Raw genomic sequence first — 15550 nt, forward strand, 5'->3', positions numbered from 1 at the left:
GAAGCAAAATATTTACATCGGTATTAATTTGACGTGTTTGGTTGGGGAGGGTATTGCGCCAATATTTCGTTAACACCCACCTGTAGGCGTTCTTCTCTTTTGTTAAAGCTGTCTAAGTTAAAACCTGCTCCTCTTCCGTGCCATATAAGGATCTTCTTCTCTGGGTCTAAGAAATCAATAATGATAGTTCCTTCACGATAATAATTGACATAACTGGGACCACCCCAAAATGGGCCCCAACCTCGTCCCCATCCCCAACCCCAGCCACCATAAAAACCGGGACCGTAATGATCGGCTCTTTCTTTCGCAACCACCACTAAATTCACCAAAAGATCTGGTGAACTCGATTTTGTAAAGCCCTTTGCATTCATTGTCGTCTCCACTGCAGCCATCAACCTACGTTTGTCTAAGTTGTTTAACCTGATCTTTTCAAGGCCTTTATCGTAAAATCCATAAGTTTTGTAAGCGCTAAAATCTACCTGCTTGTCGAAGTCCGATGCGGTTCGTAGCGTAGCACATCCTGCAAATACTGCTCCAACCAGAAGAAGTATTGCTATTTTTTTTACTGTTTTCATTATGTGTGTTTTAGTTAACCTTTATTAAAAACGAATATTTAGGCCATTTAGTTTTTTCAATCTTGCCGGTTCGAATGCAAATGAAAAATAGCTAACTTTACCGTCATGCTTAAAGAAGAAATAACTAGAGCGTTAGCCGTATTAAATAAGGGGGGTGTTATCCTATACCCTACCGATACGGTTTGGGGTTTAGGATGCGATGCAACAAATGAAGACGCAGTCGCAAAAATCAATGCGATTAAAGGTCGAGCTGCCGATAAAAGTTTTATTGTTTTATTAGCTTCTGACAATCAACTACAAAGTTATGTAACTGAAATACCAGATGTTGCTTATGAATTAATAGAATATGCAGAAAACCCATTGACCATTATCTTTCAAGGAGCTAAAAATTTAGCAAAGAATGCAATCAACATTGACGGCAGCATTGGAATTCGAGTTGTGAAACATGACTTTTGTGAGGCGCTCATTCAGCGCCTGCGCAGACCAATAATCTCAACATCTGCCAATTTATCTGGGCAACCAACTCCCTCATTCTTTGACGAAATCTCGCAAGACATTTTAGATGCTGTTGATTATGTGGTAGGAATTGACCAGGAACTTCGGCTAGTTAAAAAACCTTCCACTATTGTAAAGTTAGGGCCAACCGGACAATTTGAATTTATAAGAAAGTAAAGTTAATTATTGTGAAGAAATCCCTACAAAATCCCATATTTAAAGTTCTAGCGTCATTAGCTGAACATTCGAAAACAGAAGTATTTGTAATTGGAGGTTTTGTACGTGATCTATTTTTGGCACGTCCATCAAAAGACATTGATATCTTGGTAATTGGTAATGGAATAGATTTCGCTGAGAAAGTTGGCGCCAAACTAAGAACTAAAGTTGCTGTATTTAAGAATTTTGGGACTGCCATGCTTAAGCACGAAGACTTAGAAATTGAATTTGTGGGTGCTAGAAAAGAATCCTATCGTTCAGATTCCAGAAAACCAATTGTAGAGAATGGTAGCTTAGCGGATGACCAGTTACGCAGAGATTTTACCATCAATGCTTTAGCAATATCTTTAAACAAAGCTAATTATGGTGAAATAATTGACCCATTTAATGGGTTGGCAGACCTAGCGCAAAAATTAATTCGTACACCTTTAGATCCGTCCATCACTTTTTCAGATGACCCATTGCGAATGATGAGGGCAATTCGATTCGCTACCCAGCTGAATTTTGAGATTGACGCCGTTGCATTAGCCGCAATTGAAAAGCAAAAAGAAAGAATCAATATCGTTTCGAAAGAAAGAATTACCGATGAACTAAATAAGATCATTTTAGCTAAAACCCCCTCCATAGGCTTTAAGCATTTATTTAACACAGGTTTATTACAACTGATTTTTCCGCAGATGGCTGCGCTTTACGGCGTAGAAATTATCAAGGGTAAAGGGCATAAGGATAACTTTTACCATACCTTACAGGTTTTGGATAACATCTGTGAGCATACGAATGATCTCTGGTTAAGATGGGCAGCAATTTTACACGACATAGCTAAACCTGCAACCAAGAGGTTTGAAGAAGGCCATGGTTGGACATTTCATGGCCATGAAGACAGGGGAGCAAGAATGGTTCCGCAGATTTTTGCTCAATTAAAACTTCCTTTGAATGAGAAAATGAAGTATGTTCAAAAGTTGGTGCAGTTACATTTGCGCCCAATTGTCCTGGCTCAAGAAACTGTTACAGACTCAGCTGTTAGACGCTTATTGTTTGAAGCGGGCGACGAAATTGAAAGTTTAATGATCTTGTGCAACGCCGATGTAACCACTAAGAATGAGTATAAGGTTAAAAAATATCGTAATAATTTTGAGTTGGTTAAACAGAAACTCAAAGATGTGGAAGAAAGAGATCAGTTAAGAAATTGGCAACCTCCTGTTAGTGGCAATGATATTATGCAGGCATTTGGACTACAAGCTGGAAGAGAAGTTGGTATCCTAAAAAACGCAATTCGGGAAGCTATTTTAGAAGGCGAAATTTCCAACAATTACAGCGAAGCCTTCAGTTTTATGCTTTTAAAAGCAAAAGAATTAGGTTTGAAGCCCATAGCAAATAAACTTGACTAAACAGGCAAAGACCTAATGACATCAGGTCTTTGCCCATAATTATCATTGATTATATAGAAGAAATAATAAATTTTCTGGAATATAACCATCAATAGACTTAATTTTACCGTTTTCTGATTTAATTACACTATTGTAATAGGTTATTTTCGCATCACCAATTGATTTAATCTTACCATTTTCAGAAGGAAAGATGCTATTGTAGTATTCTATTCTAATGTCGCCAACAGATTTAATTTTTCCATTTTCTGAAGGAAAGATACTGTTATAATATTCAAATTTAGTATCGCCTATCGACTTAACCTTTCCGTTTTCTGAAGGAAAGATACTGTTGTAATATTCAAATTTAGTATCGCCTATCGACTTAACCTTTCCGTTTTCTGAAGGAAAGATACTGTTGTAATATTCAATCCTTTTATCACTGCCTGAAGATTGAGCTTTGACTGATAAAAGAAAGGTAGAAAGAGCTATGACCATCAGACCTCTAACATAAGGCATAAAAAAGCCTCTTTGGGTTAATTGTAAATTTTTCATTTGTGTATTTATTTGTGTGTGTGTAGTGCAAAATAGGTATTCCTACTTAAGAAAACAAGCAACATTTATGCCTTGATAACATAATAAGCATAAAAAAACATTTACATTAAATTCGGGTTTTAATACAATTAATAGAGCAATGGTAGCATTTACACAGTAAAAATTATTTTTTATTTCTTAATTTTACAACAAGAAACAGCATAACGAATGGCAATTTATAGATTTAGAATTTCTTTTGAAGATTTTGATGATGTGGTAAGAGAAATAGATATCAAAACAAATCAAACTTTCGAAGACCTACACCGGGCTATTCATCGCTCAACAGGATATGATGCAGAAAAATCGTCTTCATTTTATGTGAGTACAGATAATTGGATTAAGGGAGACGAAATAGCACTTTTACCTAACCAGCGCAAAATAGACAATGGCATCACGTTAATGGGAAAATCGAAGCTTAGCAGCTTTGTGGAAGATCCACATCAGAAATTCTATTATATCTATAACTTTGAACGTCCTTTCGATTTCCATGTTGAACTTATTAAAATCATTCTTGAAAACGACCCGAACATTGAATATCCGTTTTTAGTAAAAAGCATTGGTGAAGCGCCAAAAATAATTGACAAAAACAACATGGCCGGTTTTGTCGCGGCTGCTACGGCAACCTCTAGTGAATTTGATTTCTTAAATGAACTAGATTTTGTGCCTGAAGATACGGAAGAATTAGAAGCTATGGGAGGCCGAGGAATCAATGCAGAGGAAGTTGACGAAGAAAGTGAAGAGGAAGAGGAAAAAGACGAATTTGCTGAAGGGGATGATGATTATGCAGAAGATTTTGGAAGTGGCAAAGACGACGATTATTAATCAGGGCGTATGCCGGAGAAAAATTTAATCGTTATAGTTGGTCCTACTGCTATTGGGAAAACATCATTAGCCATTGAACTGGCAAACCATTTTCATACGGAGATTATTTCCGCAGATTCACGGCAATTCTTTAGGGAAATTAATATCGGTACGGCAAAACCTTCTAAAGAAGAACTTGCTGCCGCAAAGCACCATTTTATAGATTCGCATAGCATTAGCACGCTATTTAGCACAGGAGATTTTGAGTCGGAAGCGCTGAAACTTATGGACGAACTCTATAAAAAGTATGATGTATTAATTATGGTTGGCGGATCGGGCTTGTATATAGATTCGATATGTAAAGGTCTTGATGAACTACCAGAGATAGACTTAAACATTCGTGAGCAGCTTAATGAGCAATTTGCTAACAAAGGGATTATAGATATACAAAACCAGCTTCGAACTTTAGATCCAGAATATTTTGCAAAAGTAGATCAATTCAATCCACAGCGCATGATCAGAGGCCTGGAAGTTGTTTTATCAACTGGCAAAAAATTATCTTCATTCTTAACCGCTGCAAAAAAAGAAAGACCCTTCAACATCTTAAAGATTGGCTTAAATACAGATAGAACGGTAGTATATCAAAGAATAAATGATCGCGTTGATATGATGATGAAGGATGGGTTACTTGACGAAGTTATAGCACTTGAGCCCTATCGGCAATATAATGCGTTAAATACTGTAGGTTATTCCGAATTATTCGATTATCTGGCAGGTAAGATAGATTTAGAATCAGCCGTTGCGATGATTAAACAAAATACCCGCCGTTTTGCCAAACGCCAATTAACCTGGTTTAGAAGGGATGAAAATACCAAATGGTTTGAGCCGAAAGAAACGGATAAAATTCTAGCACATATAAATCAATTCGTAAATTCACCAATTAGCTAATTGCTTAAGCTTGTGCTGTGGGTCCGCCAAAATTCAAGGGAAATCCGACAGCTTCTTCCTGCATTTTTATTTTACCATTTGTTGCTTCAAATTTTTCGATATTATCTTGCATGGCATGCATTAAACGTTTTGCGTGCTCGGGAGTTAAAATAATTCTAGATTTTACCTTAGCCTTAGGGATGCCAGGCATCACTCTAATAAAATCTACAACGAACTCTGTGTTGGAATGCGTAATGATTGCCAGGTTAGAGAAAATTCCTTCTGCAATTTCTTCGGATAATTCTATATTGATTTGGTTTTCGTTCTGTTGTTCTTCCATGATAATCAAAAATAAAAAATTAAGCCGATAATCTACAATCTTTAGAATTATATCTTATGATCTGCCTAAGTTATTCATTAAGCAGTTTTCTTACTTTGTTTAACATCTCATCAGCGGTAATATTTGCTAAGTCCTTAATCTCAAAATCCTCCAGCGCTTTATTCAATTCGGCCAACTTTGAGCTCCGCCCATTTTGTTGATAAAGCGATCTTAATTGTTTAATTTTTTCAAAATCCTGACCACCTTCAATCAATTTTTCAAATCTAACTGAACTGAGTGGACCCGGATAAATTTGGTAGGTATCGCCAGCAGGCCAAGTTGTAAAACGAGTATCAATAAGTGGATTTTTTGTCCAACTATTATAAGCCCAACGCAAATATCCATCCATATTCTTATGTGCGGTGTACCAGCCCATCCAAACAGATTCGGCGGGAGATGAAAAACTAAAGCCATTAGGATATGGTTCGGTACAACAGGTGTACCATGTACTAATTTTTCCAGCTTCCTTACGTTTCTGTAATACATTTGCAGGAAAACTCCACCTAGAAGCAATACAATAATTGTCAATATCTGCTTCAATCTCCGCGTGATAATCTCCGGCCAATGCTATTTTCCAATTTTGATCTACAGATTTCAGCAACTTAATCACATCTTGCATAGCTTTCATCGGTCTCTCATCCATCGCTATATACGTTTTGTTAAACCAGCCCTTTTCTTTCAGATGTTTGGTAAAATCTGTAAGCATTGTTTTCCAAAAAGCATTATAGGCAGGTGTGCCTATAGGGTCAGTAAAAATCACTTCCTTTTGTAGGTTTTCGTCATAATAGGTAAAAGCGATCTTCCAAGGTACCATGCTGTAACAATTAATTCGTTGATCAATTCCGCAATCCATTACAAATGAGACATATTTATCGAACAAATTATAATCATATACCCAACTTCCATCCTTCTTTTTCGTCCATTTCACCAAACTCGGATAATCGTCGTAGGTTTGATGGCCCCATGGTTCATTTACTATACTTGTGGTAATTGTTTTCTGCCCCGCATTGACCAACATCTGATAGTAGCTTTTCATATAACCAAAATGTTCATTACCCCATAAAGGCACATTATGTACGCGAGCAATTGATGCTGGATGTTGCCATAAATCTAAATCGTAAGCCCATTCCCTGGGTGCAGGTAAGGTTCTATTCAATACTTCTACCTGTATTGGCAAAGTGATTTCCTGGGTTCCAGAAATTTTAACTGTGCCTTTATAATTACCTGGAAGAGTATTTTCAGGCACTTTAATACTTATCCAAATCGGTTGTGTTGTATTTTGCTCAATTACAAGTGACGATGTTTTAGTGTCGATAAGATCAGCAACGTAAGAAGAATCGAAATCTTTTGCTTTGCGATGACCACATCCATTTCTAAATTCATCAGTGATTACATATTTAATAAACCCAGTACTGATATTTTCCTTTTTCAACAAATTACCTCGTTCATCTTCCAAGTCATTAATTTGCACGCGTATTGCAACTGACTTGTCTCTTGTCCACGTTAATAATTGAGTATGAATTTTTTCGCCTTTCCATGCTTTAGTCGACCAACTTTTTTGCAAGGCAACTTTTGGGGGTAAATTTTTCGCAAAACGTTGGTCCGCCGATGCAAAGCTTGTGTTTAATCCACTCGGTGCTCCCAACCAAAAGTGTGCTATAGTATGATTGTCTAATTTGGGCTGTTTTTGTAAAGCCAAACTTACATCTTGGGCTTTTAAATTTAGCGTAATGCAAGCAGAAAGGATTAAAAATAGATATTTCATAAACCTAAGATAAATAATTAGGTCTGAGGTGAAAAAATTAGTAGTTGCTAATTTCACACAAACGTTTGTGTTGTAGACATAAAAAAAGTCCCGATTTTCATCGGGACTTTTATATTCAATCATTAAGATAAATTAAGCCTCTACTTCTTCTTCAGCTTTAGATGCTAATAATTTATCGTATTCTTCTTGAGAACCTACAATGATACGCTCGTAGCCACGCACACCGGTACCTGATGGGATCAAGTGACCAACAATTACGTTCTCTTTCAAGCCTAACATGTTATCGCGTTTACCAGCAATAGCCGCCTCATTTAACACCTTAGTAGTTTCCTGGAAGGAAGCTGCGGAGATGAACGATTTAGTTCCTAATGATGCTCTAGTAATACCTTGCAAAATTGAACTAGCAGTTGCAGGTTTTGCATCACGCACTTCAATTTGCTTCATATCTTTACGTTTTAATTGAGAATTTTCATCTCTTAATTTACGTAAAGAAAGAATCTGGCCAGGTTTTACAACGTTTGAATCTCCAGCATCTACAACAACTTTCTTGTCATAAATCTCGTCGTTCTCCACTTGGAAATCCCAACGATCAACAGAATCATTTTCTAAGAAACGAGTATCACCCGGATCTTCGATATGCACTTTCTGCATCATTTGGTGTACAATTACTTCAAAGTGCTTATCGTTAATTTTTACACCTTGTAAACGGTAAACCTCTTGGATACCATTCACTAAGTATTCTTGTACAGCAGCGGGGCCTTTAATTGCTAAAATATCAGCTGGAGAGATTGATCCATCTGATAATGGCATACCAGCTTTCACAAAGTCATTGTCTTGAACCAAAATGTGTTTAGACAATGGCACTAAATATTTCTTAATTTCTCCATCTTTAGATTCGATAGTCATCTCACGATTACCACGTTTAACACCGCCTAAAGTTACCACACCATCAATTTCGGTTACTACCGCCGGGTTTGATGGGTTACGTGCTTCGAATAATTCCGTTACACGTGGTAAACCGCCTGTAATATCTCGGGTTTTACCTGTTGCACGAGGTATTTTAACTAGGATCTGACCAGTTTGAACTGCTTCACCCTCTTCAATAGCGATGTGAGCTCCTACCGGAATGTTATAATTCCTAATCAGCTCGCCTTTTTTATCAACTACCTGAATAGCAGGGTTTTTAGTCTTATCACGTGTATCGATAATTACTTTCTCACGGTGACCAGTTTGCTCATCTGATTCTTCACGGAAAGTTACCCCTTCCACGATTGCATCAAAATGAATTTTACCTGCAAACTCTGAAATAATAACCGCGTTATATGGATCCCATGAACAGATTTTATCGCCTTTACTAACTTTATCTCCTTCTTTAACATATAAGAATGCACCATAAGGAACGTTGTTAGTTACGATTACTTTACCAGTTCCTGGTTCCGTAATTTTAAACTCACCTGAACGACCTAATACGATATCAACCACACCTTCTTCTGTAGTAGTTGGAACAGTACGTAGGTTTTCAAATTCGATTACCCCATCAAATTTCGCATTGATCTGAGATTCTGCAGCGATGTTTGATGCAGTACCACCCACGTGGAACGTACGTAAGGTTAACTGTGTACCCGGCTCACCGATAGACTGTGCAGCAATTACACCTACAGCCTCTCCTCTTTGAACACGTTTACCAGAGGCCAAGTTACGACCATAACAAAGGGCGCAAACCCCTCTTTTGTTCTCACAAGTTAATACCGAACGAATTTCGATACCTTCTAATGGAGATTCTTCAATTGTTTTAGCAATTTCTTCAGAAATATCTTCGCCAGCACCCACTAATAATTGCCCATCTAATGGGTTAAATACGTCATGAAGCGAAATACGACCTAAAATTCTGTCATATAATGGCTCAACTATATCTTCATTATCTTTTAAAGCTGTAGTGTACATACCTCTTAAAGTACCACAGTCTACCGCATTTACAATCATATCTTGCGCCACGTCATGCAAACGACGAGTTAAGTAACCCGCATCCGCCGTTTTTAACGCTGTATCCGCCAAACCTTTACGAGCACCGTGAGTAGAGATAAAGTACTCTAGTACAGATAATCCCTCTTTAAAGTTGGATAAAATCGGATTTTCAATAATCTCACCACCAGAACCTGATTTTTGAGGCTTAGCCATCAAACCACGCATACCTGCTAGCTGACGAATTTGTTCCTTCGAACCACGTGCTCCTGAATCTAGCATCATGTAAACCGAGTTGAAACCTTGGTTATCACTTGACAATTGATTCATTACAAATGAAGTTAAACGATTGTTAATACGTGTCCAAATATCGATAATTTGGTTGTAACGCTCGTTGTTGGTAATGAAACCCATGTTATAGTTGTTTCTTACCTCTTCTACTTCGCCTGCAGCTTGTTCTAATAATGTATGTTTTTCTACCGGAATATTTACATCCTGTAGGTTAAACGATAAACCACCTTGGAATGCCATTTTGAAACCTAATTCTTTGATATCATCTAAGAATCTTGCAGAACGAGCCATACCTGTCATTTTAACTACCTCACCAATGATATCCCTTAGTGATTTTTTAGTTAACAATTCATTGATATAACCTACTTCTTCGGGCACCATTTGGTTAAATAGTACTCTACCAACAGTAGTTTCTGTTAATTTATTTACAATTGTACCATCCTCTTGCTTTACATTTACCTTTACTTTGATAAAAGCATGTAAATCAATTTTCTTCTCATTATAAGCAATAATTACTTCTTCCGGAGAATAGAATGATTGATCTTGTCCTTTTACAACACGACTTGCGTCAGTTCTACGGCCTTTAGTAATATAATAAAGACCCAAAACCATATCCTGAGAAGGTACCGTAATTGGCGTACCGTTAGCAGGGTTCAAAATGTTGTGCGCAGCAAGCATTAGTACTTGGGCTTCCAAAATTGCGGCATGACCTAAAGGTAAATGCACCGCCATCTGGTCACCGTCAAAATCCGCGTTAAACGCCGTACACACTAATGGGTGTAACTGGATTGCTTTTCCTTCAATTAAACGCGGTTGGAAAGACTGGATACCTAATCTGTGCAACGTAGGCGCACGGTTAAGTAATACAGGGTGTCCTTTCAATACGTTTTCAAGAATATCCCATACCAATGGATCTTTTCTATCTACAATTTTCTTAGCAGACTTAACAGTTTTCACTATTCCTCTTTCTATCATCTTACGAATGATAAATGGTTTGAATAGCTCAGCTGCCATATCTTTTGGTAAACCACATTCGTGTAATTTTAGGTTTGGACCTACAACAATTACCGAACGAGCTGAATAATCTACACGTTTACCTAATAAGTTCTGACGGAAACGACCTTGTTTACCTTTCAAAATATCTGAAAGTGATTTTAAGGCCCGGTTACCTTCAGTTTTAACAGCATTTACTTTACGTGAGTTGTCGAATAACGAATCTACAGCTTCCTGTAACATACGTTTCTCGTTACGTAAAATAACCTCTGGTGCTTTAATCTCGATCAAACGCTTTAAACGGTTGTTACGGATAATTACACGACGATATAAATCATTTAAATCTGAAGTTGCAAAACGACCTCCTTCTAAAGGAACTAGTGGACGTAACTCTGGTGGAATAACTGGAACGATTTTAATAATCATCCACTCTGGGTTATTCTCAATACGTGTTCTAGCACCGCGGAAAGCCTCAACAACTTGAAGACGTTTTAACGCCTCGTTTTTACGTTGTTGTGAAGTTTCATTGGCTGCTTGGTGACGTAAGTTATAAGATAAAGTATCTAAGTCAATACGTTTTAATAAGTCTTCTAATGCTTCAGCACCCATTTTGGCGATGAATTTATTAGGATCTTTATCATCTAGATATTGATTTTCTTTAGGTAATTTATCTAAAATATCCAAATATTCTTCCTCAGTAAGGAAGTCCATATAATTGATACCTTGATCGGCCATTAAACCCGATTGGATTACTACATAACGTTCGTAGTAAATAATTAAGTCCAATCTTTTGGTTGGCAAACCTAAAAGGTAACCGATTTTGTTTGGTAACGAACGGAAATACCAGATATGCGCAACAGGAACCACCAAGTTGATGTGTCCCATACGCTCTCTACGTACTTTTTTCTCAGTTACTTCAACACCACAACGATCACAAACAATACCTTTATAACGGATACGTTTGTACTTACCGCAATGACATTCGTAATCTTTTACCGGACCAAAAATACGCTCGCAGAACAAACCATCACGTTCAGGTTTGTAAGTACGATAGTTGATCGTCTCAGGTTTTAACACCTCACCACTTGAACGCTCTAAGATATTCTCAGGCGATGCCAAGCTAATGGTAATCGAGGTGAAATTGCTTTTTAATTTATTATCCTTTTTGTAAGACATAGCTCTTTAATTTTGAGTACTTAGTTACTAGTAGTTAGTAGTTAGTAGTTAGTAATTAGATAGACTAAACGCCCAGATCTAAATACTAAATACTATATACTAAATACCTCTGCTAAATACTATTTAGTCTAACGTAATATCTAAACCTAAACCTCTTAACTCATGTACCAATACATTGAATGATTCTGGTACACCTGGAGTAGGTAGGTTTTCGCCTTTAACAATGGCTTCGTAAGTTTTGGCTCTTCCAACAACATCATCCGATTTAACCGTTAAGATTTCTTGAAGGATATTAGCAGCACCAAATGCTTCTAATGCCCAAACCTCCATCTCACCAAAACGCTGACCACCGAATTGTGCTTTACCACCCAATGGTTGTTGTGTAATTAATGAGTATGGTCCGATAGAACGAGCGTGCATCTTATCGTCAACCATGTGACCCAGTTTAAGCATATAAATAATACCTACTGTTGTCGGCTGATCAAATTTCTCGCCTGTTAAACCATTGTGTAAGTAAGTTCTTCCTGAAGCAGGAACGCCAGCTTTAGCAATCCACTCTTCAACCTCATCAGATTTAGCACCATCAAAAATCGGAGTTGCAAATTTAACACCCAGTTCTTTTCCAGCCCATGCCAATACGGTTTCGTAGATCTGACCCAAGTTCATACGTGAAGGCACACCTAGTGGGTTCAACACGATATCAACAGGTGTTCCATCTTCTAAGAATGGCATATCTTCATCACGTACAATACGAGCAACAATACCCTTGTTACCGTGACGACCAGCCATCTTATCACCTACTTTTAATTTACGTTTTTTAGCTACATAAACTTTCGCCATTTGAACAATTCCTGATGGTAACTCATCACCAACACTAATTGCAAATTTATCGCGTTTATAAGCACCTAATTCTTCATTTACACGGATACCATAGTTATGTAATAACAACTTGATCTGATCATTTTTATCATCATCAGTTGTCCATTTGTATGGATTAATATGTGCATACTCTAGGTCTGCCAATATTTTCTGTGTGAACTTAGCACCTTTAGCGATTAACATTTCCTTGTACACGTTAAATACACCTTGAGATGTTTTACCGTTTACAATTTGGAATAATTTATCAACTAACTCATTTTTAAGGTTCTCTGTAGCTAAATTATATCTCTTATCTAATTTCTCAATCGCTGATTTTTCTTCTGCTTTAGTAGTTTTCTTAGCTCTTGAGAATAATTTAGTATCGATTACCACACCTTTAATTGAAGGTGGGGTTTTCAAGGAAGCATCTTTAACATCACCGGCTTTATCACCAAAGATTGCACGAAGTAATTTTTCTTCTGGTGAAGGATCAGACTCTCCTTTTGGCGTAATTTTACCAATTAGGATATCGCCTTCTTTTACTTCAGCACCGATACGGATAATACCGTTTTCATCTAAATCTTTAGTAGCTTCTTCAGAAACGTTAGGAATATCTGGTGTTAACTCCTCTTCTCCACGTTTTGTATCACGCACTTCTAATTCAAATTCTTCGATATGTAAAGAGGTAAAGATATCATCTCTAACAATACGCTCGTTAATTACAATCGCATCCTCAAAGTTATATCCTTGCCAAGGCATGAAAGCAACCTTTAAGTTTCTTCCTAATGCCAATTCTCCATTTTCAGTTGCATAACCCTCACAAAGCACTTGTCCCTTACTAACTTTCTCGCCTTTTTTAACAATTGGCTTCAAATTGATACAAGTATTCTGGTTGGTTTTTTTGAACTTGGTTAATCTATATGTTTTGCTATCACCTTCAAATGAAACTAAACGATCTCCATCGTTACGTACATATTTAATGGTAATTTCATTTGCATCTACATACTCAACAACACCTTCGCCTTCAGCATTGATCAACGTTCTTGAATCACGTGCAACGCGACCTTCCAAACCTGTACCAACAATTGGCGCCTCTGGACGTAACAATGGCACGGCCTGACGTTGCATGTTCGATCCCATCAAAGCCCTGTTCGCATCATCATGCTCTAAGAAAGGAATCAAAGAAGCAGCGATTGATGTAATTTGATTAGGGGCAATATCCATTAAGTCTAATTTCTCAGGCTCAATAATTGGGAAGTCACCCTCGTAACGTGCTTTAACGCGTGCGGTGGTAAAGTTACCTTTATCATCATAAGCAGCGTTTGCCTGAGCGATAGTTTTACCATCCTCGTCTTCTGCAGATAAATAAATAACGTCTTTATCAACTGCTACAACACCATTCTCAACAATTTTATAAGGAGTTTCGATGAAACCTAAATTGTTAATTTTAGCGTGTACACAAAGTGATGAAATCAAACCGATGTTTGGTCCCTCTGGAGTTTCGATTGTACATAAACGACCGTAGTGCGTATAGTGAACGTCACGAACTTCGAAACCTGCACGCTCCCGTGATAAACCACCTGGGCCTAAGGCTGACAAACGACGTTTGTGTGTAATCTCTGCCAAAGGATTGGTTTGATCCATGAACTGAGATAACTGGTTGGTACCAAAGAAAGAGTTAATAACCGACGATAAAGTACGGGCATTAATCAAATCTGTAGGTGTAAACACTTCGTTATCACGAATATTCATACGCTCACGGATTGTCCTGGCCATACGTGCTAAACCTACACCAAACTGAGCATATAATTGCTCACCTACGGTACGTACACGACGGTTAGACAAGTGATCGATATCATCCACTTCTTCTTTAGAGTTGATCAACTTGATTAAATATTTAACAATTGCAATAATATCTGCTTTGGTTAAAACTTTAACGTGATCAGGTGTATCCATTTTTAACTTACGGTTGATGCGGTATCTACCTACATCACCTAAGTCATAACGTTTATCTGAGAAGAATAAACGCTCGATGATACCTCTTGCGGTTTCCTCATCAGGTGGTTCTGCGTTACGCAAAGCACGATAGATGTTTTCTACAGCCTCTTTTTCAGAGTTTGAGGTATCTTTTTGTAAAGTGTTATATATAATGGTATAATCAGCTTGAGAGGCACCATCATCTTTTGACAAGATAATAGTTTTAACACCTGCATCAATGATCATATCGATATGGTCGTCTTCTAGAACGGTATCCCTGTCTAAGATTACTTCATTACGGTCGATAGAAACTACCTCACCTGTATCTTCATCAACAAAATCTTCAACCCATTTTCTTAAAACTCTCGCCGCAAGTTTACGTCCGATATATTTCTTCAAACCAGATTTGCTAACTTTTACTTCGTCGGCAAGATCAAATAATTCAAGGATGTCTTTATCAGAATCGTAACCAATTGCGCGCAATAAGGTGGTTACCGGGAATTTTTTCTTACGGTCGATATACGCATACATTACGTTATTTACGTCTGTTGCGAACTCAATCCAAGAACCTTTGAAAGGGATAACACGGGCCGAGTACAACTTGGTTCCGTTAGTGTGGCGGCTTTGGCCGAAGAACACACCAGGAGATCTGTGCAATTGAGAAACAATTACACGTTCAGCACCGTTAATCACAAAAGTACCTTTAGGAGTCATATAAGGTATGGTTCCTAAGTATACATCTTGAATGATAGTTTCAAAATCCTCGTGCTCTGCATCGTTACAAGAAAGCTTAAGCTTTGCTTTTAACGGAACACTATAAGTTAACCCACGATCGATACATTCAGGAATGTCATAACGTGGTGGGTCAATAAAATAATCTAAGAATTCTAAAACGAAAATGTTTCTAGAATCTGTGATTGGGAAATTTTCAGCAAATACTTTAAATAAACCTTCTGTGTGACGGTTATCTGAAGTTGTTTCTATCTGAAAAAATTCTCTAAATGATTGCAACTGCACATCCAAAAAATCTGGATAATCAATGATGTGCTTACTACGTGCAAAATTTACTCTTTGGTCTACGACTTTATTTGCCAAGGGACTAAATTTAATTTAGTTTAAGAATAAACTATTTGCTTGGTTTGCCTTTAAACATAACACCAACCAAACAAGATGAAAT

At 37.4% G+C, this 15550-nt stretch carries 10 protein-coding genes; 4 read left to right on the plus strand and 6 right to left on the minus strand.

Annotation, left to right across the window (positions count from 1 at the left end):
- Nucleotides 1–23: 23 nt before the first annotated feature.
- Nucleotides 24–575 (minus strand): DUF4136 domain-containing protein, encoded by a 552-nt coding sequence (locus tag BM207_RS11500; RefSeq protein WP_090994145.1) that lies wholly within the window; start codon nt 573–575, stop codon nt 24–26.
- Nucleotides 576–680: 105 nt separating this feature from the next.
- Between BM207_RS11500 and BM207_RS11505 the strand changes: the two genes are divergently transcribed.
- Together BM207_RS11505 and BM207_RS11510 are read left to right on the plus strand one after the other, a co-directional pair.
- Complete coding sequence (locus BM207_RS11505; RefSeq protein WP_090994147.1) at nt 681–1247, plus strand: L-threonylcarbamoyladenylate synthase; 567 nt, start codon at nt 681–683, stop codon at nt 1245–1247.
- An 11-nt stretch (nt 1248–1258) separates the two neighbouring features.
- Nucleotides 1259–2674 carry a CCA tRNA nucleotidyltransferase gene (locus BM207_RS11510; RefSeq protein ID WP_090994149.1) on the plus strand — a complete coding sequence of 472 codons (1416 nt, stop codon included), beginning with the start codon at nt 1259–1261 and terminating at the stop codon, nt 2672–2674.
- A gap of 42 nt (nt 2675–2716) precedes the next feature.
- Here the strand turns inward: BM207_RS11510 and BM207_RS11515 are convergent, their stop codons facing one another.
- Nucleotides 2717–3205 (minus strand): hypothetical protein, encoded by a 489-nt coding sequence (locus tag BM207_RS11515; RefSeq protein ID WP_090994151.1) that lies wholly within the window; start codon nt 3203–3205, stop codon nt 2717–2719.
- Between the two features lie 207 nt (nt 3206–3412).
- Here BM207_RS11515 and BM207_RS11520 point away from each other — a divergent pair, with 207 nt between their 5' ends.
- Together BM207_RS11520 and miaA are read left to right on the plus strand one after the other, a co-directional pair.
- Nucleotides 3413–4066, plus strand: a complete 654-nt coding sequence (locus tag BM207_RS11520) for an IS1096 element passenger TnpR family protein (RefSeq protein WP_090994153.1) — start codon at nt 3413–3415, stop codon at nt 4064–4066.
- A 9-nt stretch (nt 4067–4075) separates the two neighbouring features.
- Nucleotides 4076–4993 (plus strand): tRNA (adenosine(37)-N6)-dimethylallyltransferase MiaA, encoded by a 918-nt coding sequence (gene miaA / locus BM207_RS11525; RefSeq protein ID WP_090994155.1) that lies wholly within the window; start codon nt 4076–4078, stop codon nt 4991–4993.
- A gap of 4 nt (nt 4994–4997) precedes the next feature.
- Here the strand turns inward: miaA and BM207_RS11530 are convergent, their stop codons facing one another.
- The 4 genes from BM207_RS11530 to rpoB all read right to left on the minus strand — a co-directional run bounded on the left by BM207_RS11530 (nt 4998) and on the right by rpoB (nt 15468).
- Entirely contained in the window at nt 4998–5312 is a 315-nt protein-coding gene (locus BM207_RS11530; protein ID WP_090994157.1) for a DUF3467 domain-containing protein, read from the minus strand.
- A 70-nt stretch (nt 5313–5382) separates the two neighbouring features.
- Nucleotides 5383–7116 (minus strand): DUF4091 domain-containing protein, encoded by a 1734-nt coding sequence (locus BM207_RS11535; protein WP_090994427.1) that lies wholly within the window; start codon nt 7114–7116, stop codon nt 5383–5385.
- A gap of 132 nt (nt 7117–7248) precedes the next feature.
- On the minus strand, nt 7249–11538 hold the full coding sequence (gene rpoC / locus BM207_RS11540; protein WP_090994159.1) for a DNA-directed RNA polymerase subunit beta': 4290 nt from the start codon (nt 11536–11538) through the stop codon (nt 7249–7251).
- Between the two features lie 123 nt (nt 11539–11661).
- A complete protein-coding gene (rpoB, locus tag BM207_RS11545) occupies nt 11662–15468 on the minus strand; it encodes a DNA-directed RNA polymerase subunit beta (protein WP_090994161.1) in 3807 nt (1268 codons plus the stop codon).
- Between the last annotated feature and the right edge of the window lie 82 nt (nt 15469–15550).

This window comes from Pedobacter insulae (assembly GCF_900113525.1).
In the GTDB taxonomy this organism is placed as follows: domain Bacteria; phylum Bacteroidota; class Bacteroidia; order Sphingobacteriales; family Sphingobacteriaceae; genus Pedobacter; species Pedobacter insulae.